The organism is Clostridium sp. CX1 (assembly GCF_025398335.1).
GTDB classification, from domain to species: domain Bacteria; phylum Bacillota; class Clostridia; order Clostridiales; family Clostridiaceae; genus Clostridium_AM; species Clostridium_AM tanneri.
In genome coordinates this window covers 1-23,377 of the sequence record NZ_JAODOO010000018.1, presented here as the reverse complement: position 1 = coordinate 23,377, position 23,377 = coordinate 1, and the positions used below count along the sequence as shown (strand labels likewise).

General features: G+C 33.2%; 23 protein-coding genes and 2 tRNA genes. 4 read left to right on the top strand and 21 right to left on the bottom strand.

The genetic code is table 11. The features are described 5' to 3' along the window. Positions 1–7: 7 nt before the first annotated feature. From N4T77_RS16720 to fdhF, 10 genes are all read right to left on the bottom strand, one after another. Positions 8–529, bottom strand: coding sequence for a 4Fe-4S dicluster domain-containing protein (locus tag N4T77_RS16720; RefSeq protein ID WP_261672989.1), 522 nt, complete (start codon positions 527–529; stop codon positions 8–10). A 72-nt stretch (positions 530–601) separates the two neighbouring features. Then, positions 602–1,981 carry a [FeFe] hydrogenase, group A gene (locus N4T77_RS16715; RefSeq protein WP_261672988.1) on the bottom strand — a complete coding sequence of 460 codons (1,380 nt, stop codon included), beginning with the start codon at positions 1,979–1,981 and terminating at the stop codon, positions 602–604. Between the two features lie 35 nt (positions 1,982–2,016). Further along, positions 2,017–2,571, bottom strand: a complete 555-nt coding sequence (locus N4T77_RS16710) for a 4Fe-4S dicluster domain-containing protein (RefSeq protein WP_261672987.1) — start codon at positions 2,569–2,571, stop codon at positions 2,017–2,019. Positions 2,572–2,624: 53 nt separating this feature from the next. Further along, on the bottom strand, positions 2,625–3,383 hold the full coding sequence (locus N4T77_RS16705) for a 2Fe-2S iron-sulfur cluster-binding protein (RefSeq protein WP_261672986.1): 759 nt from the start codon (positions 3,381–3,383) through the stop codon (positions 2,625–2,627). 11 nt (positions 3,384–3,394) lie between these two features. Continuing rightward, positions 3,395–5,200 (bottom strand): NADH-quinone oxidoreductase subunit NuoF, encoded by a 1,806-nt coding sequence (locus N4T77_RS16700; protein WP_261672985.1) that lies wholly within the window; start codon positions 5,198–5,200, stop codon positions 3,395–3,397. Between the two features lie 2 nt (positions 5,201–5,202). After that, a complete protein-coding gene (nuoE, locus tag N4T77_RS16695) occupies positions 5,203–5,691 on the bottom strand; it encodes an NADH-quinone oxidoreductase subunit NuoE (RefSeq protein WP_261672984.1) in 489 nt (162 codons plus the stop codon). Positions 5,692–5,786: 95 nt separating this feature from the next. Further along, a complete protein-coding gene (gene fdhD, locus N4T77_RS16690; protein WP_261672983.1) occupies positions 5,787–6,578 on the bottom strand; it encodes a formate dehydrogenase accessory sulfurtransferase FdhD in 792 nt (263 codons plus the stop codon). A gap of 1 nt (position 6,579) precedes the next feature. Continuing rightward, a complete protein-coding gene (mobB, locus tag N4T77_RS16685) occupies positions 6,580–7,107 on the bottom strand; it encodes a molybdopterin-guanine dinucleotide biosynthesis protein B (RefSeq protein WP_261672982.1) in 528 nt (175 codons plus the stop codon). Then, positions 7,085–8,296: a gephyrin-like molybdotransferase Glp gene (glp, locus tag N4T77_RS16680; protein WP_261672981.1), complete on the bottom strand. Its 1,212-nt coding sequence runs from the start codon at positions 8,294–8,296 to the stop codon at positions 7,085–7,087. Before glp ends, mobB begins: the two co-directional genes overlap by 23 nt. A 134-nt stretch (positions 8,297–8,430) precedes the next feature. Beyond that, positions 8,431–10,569, bottom strand: a complete 2,139-nt coding sequence (gene fdhF, locus N4T77_RS16675) for a formate dehydrogenase subunit alpha (RefSeq protein ID WP_261672980.1) — start codon at positions 10,567–10,569, stop codon at positions 8,431–8,433. A 500-nt stretch (positions 10,570–11,069) separates the two neighbouring features. Between fdhF and N4T77_RS16670 the strand changes: the two genes are divergently transcribed. Beyond that, complete coding sequence (locus N4T77_RS16670) at positions 11,070–11,471, top strand: hypothetical protein (RefSeq protein ID WP_261672979.1); 402 nt, start codon at positions 11,070–11,072, stop codon at positions 11,469–11,471. A 346-nt stretch (positions 11,472–11,817) separates the two neighbouring features. Here the strand turns inward: N4T77_RS16670 and N4T77_RS16665 are convergent, their stop codons facing one another. After that, positions 11,818–12,987 (bottom strand): amidohydrolase, encoded by a 1,170-nt coding sequence (locus N4T77_RS16665; RefSeq protein WP_261672978.1) that lies wholly within the window; start codon positions 12,985–12,987, stop codon positions 11,818–11,820. 265 nt (positions 12,988–13,252) lie between these two features. Between N4T77_RS16665 and N4T77_RS16660 the strand changes: the two genes are divergently transcribed. Next, a complete protein-coding gene (locus N4T77_RS16660) occupies positions 13,253–13,510 on the top strand; it encodes a hypothetical protein (protein ID WP_261672977.1) in 258 nt (85 codons plus the stop codon). Between the two features lie 94 nt (positions 13,511–13,604). On the opposite strand, the gene N4T77_RS16655 is transcribed toward N4T77_RS16660, so the two are convergent. From N4T77_RS16655 to N4T77_RS16615, 9 genes are all read right to left on the bottom strand, one after another. Next, positions 13,605–13,689, bottom strand: a tRNA-Leu gene (locus tag N4T77_RS16655). A 67-nt stretch (positions 13,690–13,756) separates the two neighbouring features. After that, a complete protein-coding gene (locus N4T77_RS16650) occupies positions 13,757–14,305 on the bottom strand; it encodes a lytic transglycosylase domain-containing protein (RefSeq protein ID WP_261672976.1) in 549 nt (182 codons plus the stop codon). Between the two features lie 22 nt (positions 14,306–14,327). Then, positions 14,328–14,951: a dephospho-CoA kinase gene (gene coaE, locus N4T77_RS16645; RefSeq protein WP_261672975.1), complete on the bottom strand. Its 624-nt coding sequence runs from the start codon at positions 14,949–14,951 to the stop codon at positions 14,328–14,330. Between the two features lie 99 nt (positions 14,952–15,050). Beyond that, entirely contained in the window at positions 15,051–17,696 is a 2,646-nt protein-coding gene (gene polA / locus N4T77_RS16640) for a DNA polymerase I (RefSeq protein WP_261672974.1), read from the bottom strand. A gap of 255 nt (positions 17,697–17,951) precedes the next feature. Further along, complete coding sequence (gene glsA / locus N4T77_RS16635) at positions 17,952–18,869, bottom strand: glutaminase A (protein ID WP_261672973.1); 918 nt, start codon at positions 18,867–18,869, stop codon at positions 17,952–17,954. 215 nt (positions 18,870–19,084) lie between these two features. Further along, a complete protein-coding gene (locus tag N4T77_RS16630) occupies positions 19,085–19,213 on the bottom strand; it encodes a hypothetical protein (protein WP_261672972.1) in 129 nt (42 codons plus the stop codon). A 219-nt stretch (positions 19,214–19,432) separates the two neighbouring features. Continuing rightward, a complete protein-coding gene (locus N4T77_RS16625) occupies positions 19,433–20,434 on the bottom strand; it encodes a GGGtGRT protein (protein WP_261672971.1) in 1,002 nt (333 codons plus the stop codon). 21 nt (positions 20,435–20,455) lie between these two features. Continuing rightward, positions 20,456–21,148, bottom strand: a complete 693-nt coding sequence (locus N4T77_RS16620) for an iron-sulfur cluster assembly scaffold protein (protein WP_261672970.1) — start codon at positions 21,146–21,148, stop codon at positions 20,456–20,458. 598 nt (positions 21,149–21,746) lie between these two features. Then, entirely contained in the window at positions 21,747–22,019 is a 273-nt protein-coding gene (locus tag N4T77_RS16615) for a hypothetical protein (protein ID WP_261672969.1), read from the bottom strand. Positions 22,020–22,156: 137 nt separating this feature from the next. Between N4T77_RS16615 and N4T77_RS16610 the strand changes: the two genes are divergently transcribed. Beyond that, a tRNA-Leu gene (locus N4T77_RS16610) sits at positions 22,157–22,243 on the top strand. A 199-nt stretch (positions 22,244–22,442) separates the two neighbouring features. Here the strand turns inward: N4T77_RS16610 and N4T77_RS16605 are convergent. Further along, positions 22,443–22,619 (bottom strand): H-type small acid-soluble spore protein, encoded by a 177-nt coding sequence (locus N4T77_RS16605; protein ID WP_261672968.1) that lies wholly within the window; start codon positions 22,617–22,619, stop codon positions 22,443–22,445. A gap of 214 nt (positions 22,620–22,833) precedes the next feature. Between N4T77_RS16605 and N4T77_RS16600 the strand changes: the two genes are divergently transcribed. Further along, positions 22,834–23,298 carry a hypothetical protein gene (locus tag N4T77_RS16600; RefSeq protein ID WP_261672967.1) on the top strand — a complete coding sequence of 155 codons (465 nt, stop codon included), beginning with the start codon at positions 22,834–22,836 and terminating at the stop codon, positions 23,296–23,298. The last annotated feature ends 79 nt before the right edge of the window (positions 23,299–23,377 follow it).

The window sequence follows — 23,377 nt, the reverse complement described above, 5'->3', positions numbered from 1 at the left end:
CTTTGTTTTAACTTATATCTTCATATTTAATTATTCTTAGAGCAGAAGTCGGACAAACCTCCATACAAGCTGGTCCTTGATCTCTATCTCTACAAAGATCACACTTGTTAGCGACTATTCTCTCTTTATCTTCAGCTCCACCTTCTTCACCAATACGCTTTAATCTGTCTTGGTAAACTTTCTCTCCATCCTTATACTGTGCAACTAGCTCAATTAATCCATATGGGCAAGCCACTATACAGGTTTTACAGCCTATGCATAGATTTTCATCTACAACTAAACAGCCATCCTTATTTTTTATAGCGTCCACTGGACACACCTTCGCACAATGAGATTCTTCACACTGCCTACATTGAACTGGTGCACTCACCTTTGCTGTCTTAATTACAGTTAAACGAGGATTAAATTGAATATCTCTAGAATCTTCCTCAAAAATACTTGTATCTGAATGAGATACAACGCAGGCAATTTCACAAGTTCTACAGCCTATACATTTTTTAGGGTCAGCTACTACGAAGCGATTTGTCATTACTAGATCTCCTTTCTACATTCATAATGTGTATGCAGAAGTTAGTGGCATAACATGGTTGATATGTCAAAACTATTTTCTACACTTATAACTTGTATGCAGAAGTTCATGGGATTTATGACCTAAAGGTTCTCCAAAGAACTCTTCATATATTTTCTTTATAGCAGGGTTTTCATGGGACTTTCTAATCTCTAAGTTTGCATCATGATTGTAAAGTCCAGCTTTTCTGTTATTATAAGCTAAATCCCTATCTTCATCTAAAATTAGCTTTGGCTGTCCGCCTCCGCTTATACAGCCTTCAGGACAAGTCATAACTTCTACAAAATGTAAATCACATTCACCAGCTTTTACCTTTTCCATTAGAGGTTCAACATGTTTTAGTCCTGAAACTATTCCAACCTTTAACTTTAAGTCTCCAACTTCTACTTCTGCTGTTCTAAAGCCTTCTCCACCTCTTACAGCAGTAAGATCTACACTTGGTATAGCTTGCTTAGTTATAAGTTCATAGCCTGTTCTAAGAGCTGCTTCCATAACTCCACCAGTTAGACCAAAAATAGTACCTGCACCAGAGTAATTTCCTAGTGGATTATCAAACTCTTCTTCAGGTAAGCTGTTGAAATCAATACCTTTATCTTTTATTAATTGTGCTAATTCTCTTGTTGTTATAGCCACATCTACATCTCTATGGCCACTATCCTGCATTTCCTCTCTATCTGCTTCAAAAGGTTTACATGTACATGGCATAACGGATGCGCTAAACACTCTAGCTGGGTTAACATTATTGATTTTAGCACCATAGGTTTTAAATACTGCTCCAGCCATCTGCTGTGGTGATTTACAGGTTGAAAGATGAGCAATAAGTTCTGGATATGTTTGTTCTACATACTTAACCCATGCTGGACAGCAGGATGTAAACATTGGTAAGGTTCCACCTTCTGTTACTCTTTTTATAAGCTCAGTTCCTTCTTCCATTATGGTAAGGTCTGCAGTAAAGTTTGTATCATATACTCTGTCAAAACCTAATCTGCGAAGTGCTGCTGCTAGTTTTCCAGGAGTAAGTGTTCCCAGTTTTAAGCCAAAATCTTCAGCTAATCCTACTCTTACCGCTGGTGCACATTGTACAACCTTAAACATATCTTTATTTTCTAATAAGTCACTAACTTCATTTACACGACCTTTATTAAAGGCTGCAAATATAGGTTCTTTTACACTTTTTAACATTCCTCTATCATAGAGTTTTTTACTTCTAGGTGTTGGAATTTCCTCATACATAGGAGCATAGCCTTTACAAGTCTGTACACATTGTCCGCACATTACGCATTTATCTGCATTTATTTGCTGTGGCTCTCCTTCTTTGCCTTCTATTGCGTCAACAGGACAAACATCTGAACAACGTCTGCAACCTGTACATAATTCTTTATCTATATTTATTATGGCAGTATTTGTTGACATCTCTAACATCCCTTTCTTTTCCGGATTTTTACATCCTACAGATTTTTGTTAAGGTTAAGTAACCCTAAAACCGCTTTAACATTACGATCTGTCTTATCTTCTTTTGGGGTAGCTATTTTTAAAGCATCTTTTGGACATGCCTTAATGCAATTTGGTGTACCACCAGCTTCTTTGCACATGTCACACTTATACGCCATTATAGTTAACTTACGGTCAATTCCGCCATTTACTACTTTTCCTACATACCTTGGTAATAAATCAATTGCTCCAACTGGACATACTAGACTACAAGTCTTACATCCTATACAAGCTTTATCATCTATTACTATACTTCCATCTACTTCAGTTATTGCTCCAGCTGGACACGAATTTGCACAAGGAGCATCTTCACAATGTCTACACTGAATTTCCATAGCTGCATTTTTATTTTTTATAAAAAACAATCTTGGTATTATAGGGGTATCCATAGTACCTATTGTTGCACCTGTATTATCTTCTCTATGAGCTGCTGCACAAGCTACTTCACAGGATCTACATCCGATACACTTATTTGGGTCCCCCATCACAAAAGAGTTAAGATCTGGTTTCATTTAACTTACCACCCTTCCTTAATTTCCAATTCTCAATTCTAAGTAACTCTAAGCTACAGCTCTAAACCTTCAAAAATATTTTTTATGTTCTCTAAACTAGCCTTTCTCTTACAATCTTCACAGAGGGCCTTTTCCATTTCCACTCCGGATCTCTTAAATGCAAATCTTAAATGGTCTACAGTAGCAAATTCCTTACCACAGCTTTCACAAGCTTGTAATTTAAGCTTTTTGCCCCATATTTCTCTTTCTCCATCCTTGTCCACCATTTTTATTGCATTAGTTGGACATACATTAACACAAGCAGCACAACCTATACATTCTGGTGATGGGTCTTCAAATGGTGTAGATACCTTTTTAAAGATACCTCTGTCAACTGTGGATATAGCACCAGTGCCCATTTCTTCACAAGCTCTTGCACAAAGTCCGCAAAGTACACAGTTTTCACTTCTATCAAGCTTAAATCTATTTACTCTCTCTTCCTCAACTCCAAATTCTGCTGCCATTTTCTTAAGTTCTTCATTCTCAGGGCATCTAGCTTGAAGAAGCATGATTATATCTTTTCTCATTTCTCTTATTTTTTTAGAATTTGTTACAACTTCAACTTCCTTAGTAATAGGGAATATACATGAAGTTACAACCTTTGACCATCCACGGTCTATTACTTCAACTACACAAAGTCTGCAGCTTCCGAGCCCTGAAAGAGCATCGCTGTGACATAATGTAGGTATATATATGTTATTTCTTCTTGCCACTTGTAGTATATATTCACCATGTTCTGCTTCACATGCTTTTCCATCAATTATAATTTTCATAGCAGCACCCCCTATTTAACTTTAACTGCATTAAACTTACAAATGTTCATACAGTTACCACATCTTACACACTTGTCAGTATCAATTGTGTGAGGCTTTTTAATCTCACCACTGATAACATCCACAGGGCAGTTCTTCTTACATAAGTCACAACCAATACACTTTTCTTCATCTATGACAAAAGTTGTAAGCTCCTTACATACTCCTGCACGACATCTCTTATTTCTTATGTGCTCTTCAAATTCGTCTCTAAAATATCTAATAGCTGCTGCAACTGGATTTGGTGCACTCTTTCCAAGTCCGCATAATGCTGCACTCTTTACAGTCTTACAAATTTTTTGAAGTTCTTCTATATCTCCTTCTCTTCCTCTTCCTTCACATATATCTGTTAATATCTCAAGCATTCTCTTTACGCCTTCTCTGCATGGAACGCATTTTCCACAGGATTCTTCTGCAAGGAAGTTTAGATAGTATCTTACAACGTCAACCATACAAGTTCTGTCATCCATAACGATCATACCGCCAGAACCCATCATAGAATCAGCCTTAACTAGAGTATCATAGTCTACTTGTAAATCTAAGTATTCCTCAGGCAGACATCCACCAGAAGGACCTCCTATTTGAACTGCTTTAAAGGCTCTATCATTTAGTACTCCGCCGCCGATATCATATATTATCTCTCTAAGAGTAGTTCCCATTGGCACTTCTACTAGACCTGTATTCTTAACTTTACCAACTAGTGAGAAAGCTTTTGTACCTTTACTATCTTTCATAGTTCCTATAGAACTGTACCATTCTCCACCCTTATTCATTATTATTGGAATATTAGCCCAAGTTTCTACGTTATTTAGTACTGTAGGCTGTCCCCATAATCCCTTTTCAGTAGTATGGATATACTTAGCTTTTGGTTCTCCAACCTTTCCTTCTATTGAAGATAGTAATGCTGTAGATTCTCCACATACGAAGGCTCCACCACCTCTTACTATGTCAATATCAAAGTCAAAACCACTATTCATTATGTTTTTACCAAGATATCCTCTTTCTCTTGCCTGTTTTATTGCTAGCTTCATATTTTCAATAGCTAGTCCATATTCATCTCTTATATATGCAAAGCCTTGGTTTGCTCCGATAGCATAAGCACATATAGCCATACCTTCTATAACACTGTGAGGGTCGCCTTCCATTATACTTCTATCCATGAAAGCACCTGGGTCACCTTCGTCACCATTACACACAACATACTTTTGATCAGTATCTATACCAAAGGCAGTTTTCCACTTACGTCCTGTTGGGAAACCTGCACCACCTCTTCCTCTAAGGCCGGATTTAGTTACCTCTTCTATAACATCTCCTTTTTTCATATCGAAGATTACTTTATGAAGGGCCTTGTATCCATCTTTCTCTAAATAGTCTTCAAAAACAACAGGATCTATTTCTCCTACGTTTCTAAGTGCTATTTTTATCTGTCTTTTCATGAATTCACTTTGTTTATGATTTCTTAATCTTTGTTTTGTTGAAGTTTCAAGGTAAAGAAGTCTATCAATAACCTCACCCTTCATTATTGTTTTTTCTACAATTTCCTGTGCATCTTCAAATTTCACCTTAAAGTAAGCAATATCATCAGGCTGAATCTTTACTACAGGTCCTTTTTCACATAGACCATCACAGCCTGTAGCTTTGAACTCATATTCAGCTTGCACATCAGCTGCTGCCCCTAATTCAGCTACTTTTTTCTTAAGTTCTTCATATAGCTCCATACTGTTTCTAGCTAAACAACCTGTTCCACAACATACATAAATAGTTTTCTTTATACTCATCACTACTCACCTCTATATTCATCAAGAATTTCTTTTACCATTTTAGGTGTTAGGTTCCCATAGTATCTCTCATTAATCATCATAACAGGTGCTATAGCGCAACATCCTATGCAGTTAACAGTATTAATTGAGAACTTAAGATCTTCTGTTGTCTGTCCAGCTTTAATACCTAAGCACTTTTCAATCTCATCAAGAGCAACCATTGAACCTGCAACGTGACAAGCTGTTCCATCACATACAGTTACTATATATTCTCCCTTTGGTGTTAAGCTTAAAGCTTTATAAAAAGTTGCCATACCATATAACTTACTTACAGGTATATCTAAGTATTCAGCAAGAGTTTCTAATGCTTCTCTTGGTATATACTTATGCTTTCTTTGTATGTCCTGAAGTATAGCTAAAGTAAATCTCTGTTCCTTAGGATATTTTTCTATTACGTCTCTTGCACATAAGGAGTCATTTTGTAGAATTTCTTTTTGTGCCGCCTCCATAAATTAATCCCCCTTCTATTGGTAATTATATATAAACAGAATAGTATGACTATTCTGCTTAACCCTTAACTAGAACTGATTAAATATAAAACTTATTAATTTTTCTCTGTTACTCTATAAGAATTTGTATATATATTAGCCTTCTCTCCCCGTACAAAACCAATTAATGTTATATTTAGCGCATTGGAAAGTTCTATTGAAAGATTAGTCGGTGCTGATTTTGAAACTACTATTGGTATGCCTGATTTTGAAGTTTTCAAGACCATTTCAAAGGATACTCTCCCACTTATAAGTAGTATTTTATCTTCAAGAGATATATTACGTATAAGTGCTTCTCCCATTACTTTATCCACTGCATTATGCCGTGCTACATCTTCACATATAAACAATATCTTTTCCTTATCACATAAAGCAATAGAGTGAGCTCCCCCTGTTTGTTTAAAAGCTTCTGAGTATGAAAGATTTTCTTTCATTAGGTGGTAAATCTTTTCGATTCCTATGGTAATGTTGTTGTCTTTTACAACTTTGCAGTTCAAATCTTTAATAAGCTTTTCAAAAAACTCTTTTTTGTTATTTTCATTAAACCCTACAGGTAAAACCTGCCTGTAGGGCTTTTTATCCATATTTGAATTTATATTAACTCTTGCTATTCCATTTTTCTCATCTATTTCTAAAGTCTTTATGTCCTCCATGGAATCTATTATTCCCTGAGTCCTTAGATATCCAACTACTAAAGCTTTAAGGTTCTCTGGAGTACATGTCAAAGTTGTGATATGAGTATCATTTAAAATGATACTCAATGGATATTCATATATCATAATTTCTTCTACAGTTTCAGTTTCAGTTCTATCATACTTAACTACAGAATACTTTATTGTCTTATTCAAATTATTGAGTCCTCCTCAAAAAGTTGTCTTCAATGAATTTAGTTACTGTCTTTGCATCATTTAAATCTAAGACAGGAATATCTAGTTCTAATTTTTCATTGCTGGCAACAGCTATAAAATTCGATATATCACTATTTTTATATAATAAACTCTCATTTATTTCTTTTCTATGAACCTCTATCTTAGGAAAAATATTTCCTTTAAAACCTTCACAAATAATAATATCCACATTAGGAAAGAGCCACAGTAGCTCTTCTACAGTTTTTGGTACTTCTAGTCTTTGTATTAATGCTAATTTAGACCCTGAAGCAATTACAACATTATCTGCTCCTGCTTCAGTAAACTGATATGTATCTTTACCAGGATAATCTATTTGAAATTTATGTACATCATGTTTAATAACTCCTACCTTATAACTTTTACTTTTAAGGTTTTTTATAATTTCTTTAATTAAGGTAGTTTTTCCAGTACCAGACTTAGATGCTAATATAGAAATTACTGGTATTCTATTTAAATATAAATCTTCCATTTAAAATCTCTCCTGCTCTCGCTATAGATGTATCTTTATCAATAATTATAATTCCATTTGCTTTGCTTATAGTTAGAAGTTGATTTGACCCCTGTGAGCCAGTCTTATATGCATAATAAGCCCCATTTTCTTTTCTTATATCCACATAAACATAGTTGTCTCTGCCTTTTTTAACTTTAAAGTCTTCTGCTAAAATTACAGGAAACTCATCAGTATTTACCTCATCAATTCCCATCATTCTCTTGATAGCAGGACTTACAAACTGTTCAAAGGTATTTATCACAGACAAAGGATTGCCTGGAAGGGCAAAATATAACTTATTTTTGAACTTTGCAAAGGTTACTGGTTTTCCTGGCTTAATAGCTACTGCTTCAAACTTAGTATCTACCTTTAATTTTTTTAGACTATCGTGAATAAAATCATAGTCTCCAACAGAAGCACCACCAGAACTTATCACTATATCTCCCTCTTCAAAGGCCTCTTCAATCTTCTCAAAAATCAAATCCGGATCATCTCTAATTACTCCATAGGATTTTACCTCTGCACCAAGATTTTTGGCAAGGGCTAGAAGAGAATATTCATTGCAATTTCTTATTTTTCCTGGTGTTAACTTTTCTTCAATATCTATTAGCTCATCTCCAGTAGTAAGCAAAATTATTTTAGGTATTTTATGTACTTTGATTTCACTATATCCTAAAGAAGCTAATAAACCTATTTCTGCTGGTCTTATTTTCTTTCCTAAAGGTATTGCTAATTCACCATTTCTAATTTCTTCACCCATCTTTAGTATGTTTTTTTCTCTGCCTATAGGTTCAATTATAGTTATCTCATTACTGAATTCTTTTACTTTCTCAACTTGAATAACTGTATCAGCTCCCCTAGGTAATGGTGCTCCAGTCATGATTTTTATTGCTTCTTTACTATGTAATTCTTCTTCATAGAGGTCTCCTGCCTTTATGACTCCTTTTACCTTTAACCTTGCTGGTTTTTCAGTTGAACATCCCTCGGTATCGTTACTCTTAATTGCATATCCATCCATAGCTGATTTATCGAAAGGAGGTAGATTGTCCTTCGAATAAATATCTTCTGCTAAAACCCTATTAAGCGAAGATATTAAATTTAATGTTTCCGTTCCTAAAACTTCTGTTTCTGCAATTATTGTACTTAAGGCTTCTTCAACAGTTATCACTTCATATTCCTCCCTAAATGCTGTCATATTATATTATTGTAATTAGAAACTACTTTCTTATTTTTAATGCATCCGATGGAATATTACCATCGGATGCTAGTTATTATATTTAGTAAAAACCTACGAATATATACCTACTTAAACTGTACATTCATCTTTTTTCTAATATTGTCGTACTCATCTTTAACAAATCTTTCTGCCGCTTCTTGATCTTCTATAGCCTCCACCTTTACTGCACAGTACTTATACTCTGGTGTTTTGGATATAGGATCTAAATTATCTAAAGTCAGCTCATTACATGCACCTACCCACCATTGGTAAGTCATATAAACAGCTCCAGCATTAGCCCTATCTGTTACCAATGCTCTTGCTACCACAGAACCTCTTCGTGAAGTTATTCTAACTAATTCCTGATCCCTAATTCCAAATCTTTCTCCGTCCTTTGAATTTATTTGAACATATCCAGGCTCATCAGCAAGTTGTTGAAGGGCGCGGCAGTTTCCAGTCATAGTTCTTACAGAATAATGTCCTACTTCTCTGACTGTTGATAAACTAAGTGGGTATTCCTCATCAGTAAGCTCCATAGGAGGTCTCCACTCTGCTGCAAATAATCTTCCTTTGCCATTTGGAGTATTAAATTTATTGTCTTTGTATAGGTAGGAAGTTCCAGGATGATCCTCTGTAGGACAAGGCCATTGAATTCCACCAAGTTCTTCTAAACGCTTATAAGTTACTCCTGAGAAATTTGGACATAAGCCTCTAAGCTCATCCCATATCTCCTCAGTATTATTGTACTTCATTGGATATCCCATAGCTGTAGCTATTTCAGAAATTATTTGCCAATCAGGTTTTACATCACCCTTTGGCTCAATTGCCTTTCTAAATCTTTGGAATCCACGATCAGCACAACTAAATACTCCTTCATGCTCTCCCCATGATGTAGCCGGAAGTATTACATCTGCATGAAGTGCTGTTTTATTCATAAATATATCTTGAACAATTACAAGCTCCATTTTATCTAAAGCTTCTCTTACCTCTGCGGAATTTGGATCACTTTGAACCGGATCTTCTCCCATTATGTAGTAAGCTTTAATCTTGTCTTCTTCTAACACAAGCTTTGGAACTTCTGTTAAATGATAACCCTTTTTATTAGAAAGGTCTACTCCCCATACTTTTTCAAACTTTTCTCTTATAGCATCATCCTCAACACTTTGATATCCAGGGTACACATTTGGTAGTGCTCCCATATCACAAGCCCCTTGAACGTTGTTTTGGCCTCTTACAGGTCCTATACCTACACTTGGCCTTCCAAAGTTTCCAGTTAATAATGCTAAGGAGGCTAGTCCCTTAACTACATCAACAGCTTGACCAAATTGACACACTCCCATACCGTAAAGTATCATAGCATTCTTTGCTTCAGCATACATTCTCATAGCTTTTCTTATGTCTTCTGCTGGAACACTTGTCATCTTTTCCGCATATTCTGGAGTGTATTTTTCAACTAAAGCCTTATACTCTTCAAAACCTTCAACATATTTTTCAACATATTCCTTATTATAAAGTCCTTCATTTATTAAAACATTAGCAAAGGCATTAACCAGTATCATATTAGTACCGTTCTTTATTGGAAGCCACAAATCAGATATTCTAGCAGACTCTGTTATTCTTGGATCAGTTACAATAATCTTTGCTCCCTTTTCCTTTGCTTTAACTATTCTTTTAGCCACTATAGGGTGTGAATCCGCACCATTATAACCAAAAATAAATAGTAAATCAGTATCGTCTATTTCATGAATTCCATTTGACATAGCTCCATTTCCTAATACGTAAGCCAGACCGGCTACGGAAGGGGCATGTCAAACCCTAGCGCAGTGATCTACATTATTAGTGCCGATTACTGCCCTCATAAACTTTTGCATTATATAGTTAGCTTCATTACCAGATCCCCGTGCACAGCCTGTTCCCATTATAGCATCAGCACCATACTTGTCCTTTATTTCCTTTAACTTAGATGCAGTAAAACTAATAGCTTCATCCCAAGAAACCTCTTGTAATTCACCATTTCTTCTAATCATTGGGCTTTTTAAGCGTGCAGTTAAAATTTGGGGATCATTTAAAAAATCCCATCCATAATACCCTTTAAGACAGAGACTTCCTTCATTTGTTCTACCATTAGCTGGTTCTGCTCTTACTATTTTATCATCTTCTAAAATCAAATTAAGGTTGCATCCAGCACCACAATAAGGGCATATTGTTAGTATTTTTTGTTCCATTCTTTTCCCTCCCTTTAAGACCTACTCATACCTGATGTTATATATATAAGTTCATTAGTTGTTCATTATGACTATTTTAATTAACTACATATTATTAATCATATTTTGTTCTATTATCTGTAAGCAATTCCTTCTTATAGCAAACCGTGTAATATAATTACATTTTAAAATATTCTGAAATCAAAGTCAAGCTAACTTTGTTAAAAGATACTACAGCCCTAATTGGCCAAAATAAAGGTTAAATTCTAAAATGCCATTGAAAGACATGGATATTTTAGCTTTCCTTTAATATAGTTAAATTAAAATCGAAAACCTTTTTTTGAATATTGTGACCTTTTATAATATTTTCTTGGTAATTTATGTTATTTTTTTAACAAAACTCTACCCCTTTGTACCTTAATTTGGTACCTTTATAATTGAATAGTATTATGTAAGGAGGGAATTATATTAATGGTTTTAAAATAAATACTAAACTAATATTTTTGGAGGGAGTAAAATTTATGGATAAAAACTATTTAGAAGAAACAAAACAACTTAATCAACAATCTAGACAAAAATCTTCAGGTGCTGGAATGACTAGCAGCATAAGCAGCAGCTCAAGTGACTCAGATGTTCAAGAAGCAAGACAACTTAATGCAGAATCTAGACAAAACTCCTCCGGTATGGGAGCTTCCAACATGGGAATGACTAGCAGCATAAGTTCTAGTATGAATAGTTCAAGCGACCCTGCACTTGAAGAAGCAAGACAACTTAATGCACAGTCTAGACAAAACTCTTCTGGTATGGGAGCTTCCAACATGGGAATGACTAGTAGTATAAGTTCTGGTATGAACAACTTTAGTGATCCAGCACTAGAAGAAACTAGAAAATTAAATGAAAAATCAAGACAAAGTAAAAGATAACTGATATTTTTAATAGCTACTGAACCATTAGGTTTAGTAGCATTAACATCTCCTTCATTAAGGCATTACTAAATATATTTTAAATAAAGTATATTATATTTAGTAATGTCTTTTCCTTTTAACATTTTACTAGATATAGTATACTTTATAATTATTTATTTCACATAGTTATTAAATTTATTGATAATTATAAGAAAATTAATAAAAGAAAAAACAATTTTTTTGTCCTAAAAATGTCGTCAGTATTTATTTAAGTATACTATTGGAATATTGGTGTATGGTTAGTCATCTATGTATGTTATCTGTTACTGTAGCTTTAATTCTAAAACTGAAGCACCCCAATGTTTTAAGAATGAGTTTCTCTCCTATGGACAACTTCCCCATTTATAATAGTCATTATTACCTTCGTATTAACTACATCTAGCGGATCACCATTTAACACTATTATATCTGCATCATATCCCTTCTCTATTTTTCCCAGCCTATCATCACATTCTAGCAACTCTGCCGCACTTATAGTTATACACTTTATAGCATCTAATCTTTTTAATCCCTCTGATACAGCTAGTGCAGCAACAGCTCTTAGCTGATCTATGGAATTGTAGGGATGATCCGTCATCAAAGCTATCTTTACACCAGACTCTACTAAATCTACTGCAGAACCGTAGTTTCTTTTTCTCAACTCCATTTTTATTCTAGGAGTCAGCATTGGTCCAAAAGCTATTGGTACATTCTTTTCTTTTAAATATTCCTTAACTAAGTGTGCTTCTGTGCCATGTTCTATAACTAATTTTTTAATATTGAATTCATCTGCTATTCTTATAGCTGTAACTATATCATCTGCTCTGTGGGCATGGGCTCTTAAAATCATTTCTCCCTTTAACAGAGGAACTACTGCCTCTAATTTAGCATCTCTTTCTGTTATCTTACCTGCTTCTTTGCGCTGAATATAATCTTCAGTCCTCATAAATAATTCCCTTATTAGTGATGCAACTCCCATTCTTGTAACAGGACATTTATCCTTTTGTCCATAGGTACTCATAGGATCTTCACCGAAGGCAATTTTAAGACCAGAAGGATTTTTTATAACCATTCTATCTATTATATTACCATGGGTCTTTAAAACTATGTTTTGACCTCCTACCGGATTGTTGCTTCCTGGTCCACTCATAACTGTAGTAACTCCTGATACTATTGCATCTCTAAATGCAATGTCTAAGGGGTTTATGCCATCTAATGCCCTCAAGTGTGGTGTTATAGGATTTGACGTCTCGTTATTATCAATTCCTAGTTTTCCTGTAGCTTCTTCTATAATTCCTATATGGGTATGACAATCTACAAATCCTGGTAAAACATAATTTTCTTTAATATCAAAAACTTCTATATCTTCAGCTTCATAGTTGATAACATTATCTATGTCAGTTATTTTTCCATCCTTAACTAATATATCCTTCTTTATTGTAGTTCCCTTGCTATCTTCTATTAACAAACAATTTTTAAGTAATATTGACTTCATATATTCCACCTCATATTATGCATACTTAATTAATTTTTATAGAAACTATAAACAAAACCATATCTCATTAAATATCATCCATAAAACAAAATCCACCCTTAGGATAACCTAATATTAGTATTTTATTCTACATATTCTCATAACCTAGTATGGAAATTTGATTCACTTTAACTAAGATTGCACTTACATATAAATCTAGTTATAAAAAAGACTAAAGGTGGCACACTAGAATATATAAAAGAATTACTAATGGAGGTTTTCAGATATGGCAAAAAAATATTCAGTAATATTAATGCAAGATGAAAACTCTTGTGCAGTTAAACAGATAAGCCAGAATACCTTTGATCAAATACATGATATGAAGAAATCTGGAGAAAATGATGCTAAAATTGTAAAGAGTCTTACAGAGATAAATACTACAGAAGATAACATAGTTATAAACGGTGTCAGCAGAAGTGAAGCTATAGATTATGCTTTAGATGACGGTGCTGATTATGTTATTATAAAGGCCTTTGATACTTAATAAGCAAATAAATAAGAGAGGTAATTTTACCTCTCTTTATTGCATAATTTAAATTCAAAATAAGTCTTAACAAATATTTTATAATTTTATTAATTGGTGCAGATGATGGGATTTGAACCCATACGCCCTGTGGACACTACCCCCTCAAGATAGCGTGTCTGCCGTTCCACCACATCTGCACTTTATGGTTATATTATACTACATTTTTATCAATTGTCAACTTTATAATTGAAGCATACTGCCTGTTTATTCTTTACCATATAGATATTTATAAACACTATAATTTACTTTAACCTTTTTTACATACTTGTCCGTTTCTTTAAATGGTATGTAGTGAAGATTTTTACCGTCTGCAGAATTTTCCTCATTGTTGAGCCACTTCTGCACATTTCCCCTTCCTCCATTATAGGCTGCTAGCACTAGTTCCATATTTCCGTTAAATTCTCTTCTAAGATCATCTAAATACCAACAACCCATTCTTATATTAAACTCTGGATCATAAAGCATACTGTCACCAGGATAAGCTATATCCATTTTTTCAGCTGCCCACTCCGCTGTGTCTCCTGTGATCTGCATAAGTCCATATGCATTTTTGTTAGACTTAGCTTTTTCTTCAAAGTTGCTCTCAGTTTTTATTACTGCTGCAACTAGGTATGGATCTAAATCATACTGTTGTGAGTATTTAAATATATGCTCTGAATACTTAAGGGGAAAAAAGTGTTTCCCAATATTTTTTCCATTCATCAGTAGTATAACTATCAATATAAGCACAAATGCACGTTTTATAACTTTCAATCTAAATTATGCCTTTAGACCTTTAGGTTCTAAGGCACTCCACCCCCCTATATTTTCTGCCTATTTCCTTTAGCGTATTTTCTAGTTCCTGTTTTGTTCTTTCTATTGTATGAGAATTATCAATTATATAGTCTGCAAACTCTCTCTTTTCTTCCAAAGACATCTGTGAGTTTATTCTATCAATTATTTCAGTGTCTAACAAATCATCTCTTTTTTTTATTCTTTCTATTTGAGTGTCTATATCCACCCAAACAAGTATGTTTATATTCATTTCTTTATGTAGCCCATTTTCAATTAGAGTAGGAGCATCAAGAACACAAATTTCATTTTTCTCTTCTTCGAATCTTTTAATTCTATGAAAAATTTCTTTTTTAATATAAGGTAATATTATATCTTCGTAGTGTTTTCTTCTCTCTTCCTCTGCAAAGATAAAATTACCAAATTCTTTTCTTTTTAGCTGCCCACTTTCATCAAAGAAGTTTTCTCCAAAACATTCTTTTACTTTTTCTAATATTATAGGATATAACAGCAATACCTCTCTAGCAATTACATCTGCATCTATAATATTGAAGCCTTTTTCTCTTAATATACTAGAAATCGTACTTTTCCCACTTCCTATTCCACCTGTTAGACCAATTCTTAACACCTTATCACCTCAGATATAAATAATCTTAAGCTTATTTCAATTAATAGATTTATGGTTAATCTGAAGGCATTGTTCCTTATCCCAATACCTTCAAATTACTTATTTTGCTTCGTACCAATTCTCTCCTATATTCATATCTATTTCAAGGGGTACCTTTAGCTGAAGGACTTTCTCCATTTCCTCTTTAACTATAGACTTAACTTCATCTATTTCATCTCTATAGGCATTAAGAATTAATTCATCATGAACCTGAAGTATAACCTTGCTTTTAAGATTTCTTTTCTCAAGCTCATTATATACGTTAACCATAGCTAATTTTATAATATCTGCTGCACTACCTTGAATAGGAGCATTCATAGCCAGTCTTTCTCCAAAGGATTTTACCATCTTATTTGAAGAATTTATCTCTGGTATAAATCTTCTTCTATTCATTATTGTCGTAACATACTCATTTTCCTTTGCATGTTTTATTATATCATCCATGTATTTTTTTACACCTGGATATCTTTCGAAATATGTGTCTATATAGTTTTTTGCTTCTTTTCTTGAAATCTTTAGATCTTTTCCTAAGCTAAAATCTCCTATACCATATACTATACCAAAGTTTACTGCCTTTGCATTACTTCTTTGTAAAGATGTAACCTCCTCCATAGGAACTCTAAAAACTTCAGATGCAGTTTTTGTATGTATATCACTATGATTTAAAAAGGCATCTATTAAATTGTCATCTCCAGAAATATGTGCAAGTACTCTGAGCTCTATCTGAGAATAGTCTGCTGAAATTATAATACTGTCTTCATTATTTGGTACAAAAACCTTTCTTATCTCTCTTCCCATTTCATATTTAATGGGAATATTTTGCAGATTAGGTTCTGTACTTGAAAGTCTTCCAGTAGTTGTTACAGTTTGATTAAAACTAGAATGAATTTTGCCGTCCTCATCTATTACAGCTTTTAAACCCTCAATATAAGTTGAATACAATTTAGTAAGTTGTCTATAGTAGGTAATCTTTTCTATTATAGGATGTTTATCTGATAGTTCCTCCAGTACCTCTGCATTAGTGGAATATCCAGTTTTAGTCTTTTTAATTACAGGTAAATCTAATTTTTCAAATAATATCTTTCCAAGTTGCTTAGGAGAGTTTATATTAAATTCTTCCTCTGCTAAATCATAAATTTCCTTCTGAATAGAGCTTATTTCAGATTTAAATTTCTTTCCAAGCTCATCTAACTTTTCCTTATCTACTTTAAAGCCCTCGTATTCCATAGATGATAGAACATCAGTTAAAGGCTGTTCCATTTTATATAAAAGTTCTTCCATTTCAGCTTCTCTTATATGGGACTCTAAGGTTGTGTATAATTTATATAAAAGAGAAGTTGCTCTAGCCTGACTATCTTTATCATCTTCTTGAATATTTACCTTTAAGTAATGTTCTATAATATCACTTAACTCATATTTTCCTCTTGAAGAATCTATTAGATAAGCAGCTATCTTAGTGTCAAATTTCATCCCTACAAAGTCTACCCCCATTTTATGCAGTATAGTATGAGGTACCTTTACATCATGACTTACCTTTTCAACACTATGATTTTCAAATATTCTCTTTAACAGAGCTATAACTTCATCTCTATTTTCATCATATAGTGTCTTTAGTTCTACTACGTAATTCTTTTCCTTTATATTTATAAATATTTGCTCTATATAACTTTTTGAATATACATTTGCTTCAGCTATTTTAAAGGTCAAATATAATAGTTCCTTACTTTCACATAAGTGGTCTGTTAATTCTCTAAACTTTTCTATACTTTCAATTATATCGTAACTTATCTTTATATCTTCTGTATTGTCTTCAGCTTCACCTTCATCAGTACCTTCTGCACCAGGAATTTTATCTAAGAGAGATTTAAATTGAAGCTTAATAAATAATTCTTTTACCCCTTTAGCGTCATAGTTCTCTTTTGATTTTATTGAATCTAAGTCTATTTCTATAGGTGCATCAGTCACAATAGTGGCTAGCTTCTTACTAAAAACTGCCTGTTCGCTATACTGCATTAAATTTTCTTTAATTTTTTTGCCACTTATATTATCTATATTCTGAAGGACATTTTCTATACTTCCATATTCCTTTATTAACTTATAAGCAGTTTTTTCCCCTATACCAGGAACTCCCGGTATGTTATCAGATGCATCTCCCATAAGTCCTTTAACATCAATAAATTGAGTTGGAGTTACTCCTAATTCTCCAATCATTCTATCTTTATCATAAAGCTCTTTTTCTGTAATACCCTTTTTAGTTATAATAACCTTTATGCTATCTGAAGCTAGTTGAAGGGCATCTCTGTCTCCAGTAACTATATAAACCTCTATATCCTTCTTTTCTGCAAAGATTGAAATAGTACCTATCAAATCATCTGCTTCAAAGCCATCTATCTCGAATATGTTAATAGCCAAAAGCTCTAAAAGTTGTTTCACTACTGGAAACTGCTCCCTTAATTCATCTGGCATCTTCTTTCTTCCAGCTTTATAATCCTTATACTCGTTATGCCTAAAAGTAGGTGCACTTCTATCGAAAGTACATACTATATAGTCTGGTTTTATCTCTTCTTTCATTTTTAAAAGCATGTTTGTAAATCCATATATTCCATTAGTATGTAATCCCTCTGCATTGGTCAAAGGTGGCAGTGCATAATAAGCTCTGTTCATCAAACTGTTTCCGTCCAATATTAATAACTTTTCCTTAGACATATCGTACCTCCATTATTATATTAACTAAATTTATTCAGGCAACCTCAAAACCACTGCTTCCCCCAATGGTGTCTCTTTCTTCTTTATAACCAGTTCTTTTTTATTTTTCCTCAGCTTCTCTATTATAACATTTAACACTATTATTCTCTATTTTTTCAAAAATTTTATCCTGTAAATAATTTATAAATAAAACCCCTCTAAACTAATAAGAGGGGTTTTCAGTTCATACACATTTTAAGTTTTTTACAACATTAATTAAAATATACTTAAATCTAGTTCCTTTGATAGTTCTTCTAGAAGTCTCATACCACCACTGCTGTTACCCTTTTGGTCTAATGCTGGTCCAAATACTCCTATGCCCATTCTTCCTGGTGATGCTGCAAGTATTCCTCCGCCTACGCCACTTTTGCAAGGTATTCCTATCTTAACTGCAGCATCTCCAGATGCATCATACATTCCACAGGTAAGCATTATAGTTTTAACAATTCTGGCAACATACACAGGTATTATTCTTTCTCCGCTCCATGGAAGTACACCATTGTTTGCCAGTACTGCACCTACTCTAGCTATATCTTTACAAGTTCCTTCTATAGAACACTGTTTAAAGTATACGTCCAGCACATCCTCTACATCATTTTCTATAACACCAGTGCTTTTCATAAAATATGCTAGAGCTCTGTTTCTATCCCCTGTTATACTCTCAGAATGGTATACATCTTCATTTATATTTATATCTGGGTTACCAGTTATCTTTCTTGTAAATTTCAATATTCTTTCAAAGGTGTTATCTCGTCCATCCCCTGCAATTAAAGATACCGTAGCAATAGCACCTGAGTTTATCATAGGATTTAAAGGTCTCTGAGGATTTTTGGTTTCTAAATTGATTATGGAGTTAAAAGCATCAGCAGTTGCTTCCATTCCTACCTTTTTAAATACATACTCTTTGCCGTTATCCAATAGAGCTAGCATTAAAGTTATTACTTTAGAAATGCTTTGAATCGTAAACCTTTCCTCAAAGTCTCCTGCAAAGTATTCTTCTCCCTGTAAAGTAGTAATCCATATGCCGAGAGAATCCTTGTTGGCTTTGCCCAACTCTGGTATATAAGAAGCCACCTTTCCCCCTGCTGTATATACCCTGTTATTTTCTACTAGACCTTCTAATAATCTTTTCATATGTTCATCATCCACCTTTGATTAATATAATATGCCAATTGCAACAATAATTGTCGCAAATTTAAACTAATTCCCTCAAATGTTTATCATTAAAGATTTAATTCATTCATATAATATTATATATCCTTTTGGTGATTTTGTAATCCTTTTTATAAATTTTTTTCAGAAAAAACAGCAGATTAAATCTGCTGTCCTATATAGGTGATAATAAAATCTTACTTAGAAAATACTCTTCCTATCATGTCAAAAAGAAACTTACAACTTTCTCTTTTGTCTCCTTTTCCTTTTTTAGGTTTTTTTAATTTATCCTGGTTGTTATTGATGTTTTTTGTCTTTTCTTGCACACAAATCACTCCTTTATATTTATTTTATATAAAAATAAAAGCATTCAATTAAAACTCTTCAAAAAACGGAAAATCTATATTAATAATTATTATAATATGTTTATAAAGAAATGTCACTACAAAATCATAATTTTTCAAATATTTTTAATATTTAAAAAATAACAAAATCCTATATAAGCTATATAGGATTTTGCTGAATATATGTTAATAATTATTTTATTATTTAGTCGCTGATTCTTCTATAGCAACTGCTACTGCAACAGAAGCCCCAACCATTGGGTTGTTACCCATTCCTATAAGTCCCATCATTTCAACGTGTGCTGGAACAGAGGATGATCCTGCGAATTGCGCATCTGAATGCATTCTTCCCATAGTATCTGTCATACCATAAGAAGCTGGACCTGCCGCCATGTTATCTGGGTGTAGTGTTCTTCCAGTACCACCACCGGATGCAACTGAGAAGTATTTCTTACCCATTTCTACACATTCTTTTTTATAAGTTCCTGCAACTGGGTGCTGGAATCTAGTTGGGTTAGTTGAGTTACCAGTTATTGATACGTCAACGCCCTCGTGATGCATTATAGCAACACCTTCTCTAACATCATCTGAACCATAGCATTTAACCTTAGCTCTTGGTCCATTTGAGTAAGCTTTTTCTTTAACTATTTCTAACTTTCCAGTATAGTAGTCAAATTTAGTTTGAACATATGTAAATCCATTTATTCTTGAGATTATGTAAGCAGCATCTTTTCCAAGACCGTTTAATATAACTCTTAATGGTTCTTTTCTAACTCTGTTAGCTTTTTCAGCTATTTTTATAGCTCCTTCAGCTGCTGCAAAGGATTCGTGTCCTGCTAAGAATGCAAAACATTTAGTTTCTTCCCTTAAAAGCATAGCAGCTAAGTTTCCGTGTCCTAAACCAACTTTTCTGTCATCAGCAACAGATCCTGGTATACAGAAAGCTTGTAAGCCTTCTCCTAGAGCTTCTGCAGCTTCTGCAGCTTTTATACAACCCTTCTTTATAGCTATTGCAGCACCTAAAATATATGCCCAACAAGCATTTTCAAAACATATTGGTTGTGTTGATTTAACTATATTATAAACATCTATTCCCTTTTCATCACAAAGAGCTTTAGCTTCTTCTAAAGTCTTCATACCATACTTTTCAAGCACTGGTGTGATTTGATTAATTCTTCTTTCATAACTTTCAAATAATGCCATTTTCTGCGTCCTCCTTATATATTATTCATGTCTTGGATCGATAACTTTTACAGCTTCATCGAATCTACCATATTGTCCAGTAGCTTTTTCCATAGCTTCGTTAGCGTCCATACCTTTTCCTATAAACTCCATCATTTTTCCAAGGTGAACGAATTTATATCCTATTACTTCGTTGTCAGCATCTAAAGCTACCTTTGTAACATAGCCTTCTGCCATCTCTAAATATCTTGTTCCTTTAGCCTTTGTTCCGTACATAGTACCAACTTGGCTTCTTAATCCTTTTCCTAAGTCTTCAAGACCTGCTCCGATAGGTAGTCCACCTTCTGAGAAAGCAGTTTGACTTCTTCCATAAACAATTTGTAAGAATAATTCTCTCATTGCTGTATTTATAGCATCACAAACTAAGTCTGTGTTTAATGCTTCAAGTATAGTTTTTCCTGGTAGTATTTCTGAAGCCATAGCTGCAGAGTGAGTCATTCCTGAACATCCTATTGTTTCAACTAATGCTTCTTCTATGATACCATCTTTAACATTTAAAGTAAGTTTGCAAGCACCCTGTTGTGGAGCACACCAACCAACTCCATGTGTTAGACCTGAAATATCTTTTATTTCTTTAGCTTGTACCCATTTTCCTTCTTGTGGAATTGGTGCTGAACCATGGTTTGGTCCTTTAGTTACACAACACATTCTGTCTACTTCTGTTGAATAAATCATCTTTTATTCTCCTTCCTGTTTGGTAAATATAATTTAGATTAGAGCATAAAAATTGTTTTTTGCACTCTAAGAATTAGCATTTATTTTGATTGGAACATTTTTGTACCCAGCGGGACACAAAATGACTAATTAATAAACAATTACATTTTAGCAAATTTAGTCTTTTATAACAATAGATTTTAAGAATAATTTGAAACAAAAGCCATAGACATAAAATTTTGACATATAATAACTTTTGTTTAATGATATTTATTGGTTTTGAATTTTTTATATTTTGTAGAGTAATATAAAAGATATTTTCTTGCTTGATTATGAATAGATTATTTATGATAATATTATATAGCCATTACCAATTATACTATTTATTAGGCATATAAATCTACAAATCCTAATATTATTTTCCCCTGTACTTTTTTCTAATCTAATTTTTAATTTCTATATGGAAGATGCTAAATTTATAGCTTTAGAGGTGCCAGCTGATATTATATCTATAATAGTGTACTAAGTTCTATTATGTAAAAGTTAAAGATAATAATCTTTTAATTAGATTTTACTAATAGTAAATATAACAAAAAAGAGCTCTTTAGGGAGCTCCTATTTAGGAAAGGCTTTCTAATCTATCTCTTAGCTCAATAGCTTCCTTAGCCTCATTTAGTGCACTATTTATTTCTTTATTAAATCTGTTCTTTTCTTCTTTATTACTTATTATATTATTTGTTAAACTTTCAAGTATGTTTATCTTCTCCAATTGTATTCTATAGTAATTATATCTCTCTTGACAATCATTTATTATTTTATTTTGTGCCTCAATTAACTCATCAATAGCTCTTTTTCTGAGTTCTTCACTTCTTATTTCGTTAAATACATCCATGAATTTACCACCCCCATATTTCTTTATATTCCTTAAGGAAAAAATTTATTCTAGTTATTTCTCTTCTATATTAGGGTGAAATTTTCTCTAAAACCTTGACTATATTGTTTTTTTATGATAAGATAACTTTGTAATTTGCCGAAGTGGTGGAACTGGCAGACGCGCCGGACTCAAAATCCGGTGGTAGCGATACCGTGCGGGTTCGATTCCCGCCTTCGGCACCAAATAAAAAAACCTTGGAGTGTATCCAAGGTTTTTTTATTTTTCTAAAGATATTAATTCATTCACTAGTATAAATTCTTTTAATCTGGTTATACTATTAGTTGTTAAAGTTTCTATAACTAAAATTTCCTTTAATAATTTCATAATTAAAAAATAAGTACATCTCTAAGTCAGGGATGTACTTATTTTTTACAGAAATATCTATTCTTCCTTTAACTCTAAAATAGGAACTATCTTCAGTTCATTTGTTTCCAAATCCTTAACATGAGCAACTTCACTTTGCTCTGAAATGCTTTCAATCCATACTGGCCTATCTTTGTAAGTTACATTTATTACACCCCGTGAATTATATATTTCCTCTGCTTTGTGTAATTTCACTATAGAACACCTCCTCATTAGTATTTTTAGTAAAAACCTTCTTGTATATTCTCTAAAGATTTATGAAGTCAAACTTGAATCAGGTAAGTCTATTTTCTATGTACTAATACACTTTTCATAGACGAGATTTACAATGAATTTTACCTTCACAATTTTTATTATTAATACATATATTATTATGGTACGAGTTAAATTTATGGAGGTAAATGATTAAATGTACAATGATATGATGTATAATATGCCTTTCCGTGGAGTAATGCCTTGCTGTCCATTTATGCATCCTATGTATGGCATACCTAATGATGCCTATAATATGATGCGTTCAGAGGATATGGAGCTTCAGGAAGATATACCTTTTGATGATAACCTAGATGATAGTGTTGATAATAACTTAGACAGTGGTGTGGATGAGGATTTGAGAGATACCACAGAGGAAAATATCCAAGATGAAGCTGTAGAAAATATAGAAGATAATAGAGATGAGGTGGAAGATTCTCCAGCAGAAATAGAATATGATGAAAATCAATTTAGAAGCCCTGCTGATGTAAATAGCATTCTAAGAAAAATAGAAAAAAATAATCCTATGCTAATCAGAAGATTAGTTATGTATGGAGTTCCTTATCCAGTTGCAGTAAGAATGGTAAGAAGGATAATTTACTTAACATTAGAATATGAATAACAATCTAATAACTTATTATTTTCTCTAAAATACTTGGGGCTGTCGCATTAGCATAAAAAATATGCTAACGCGGCAGCGT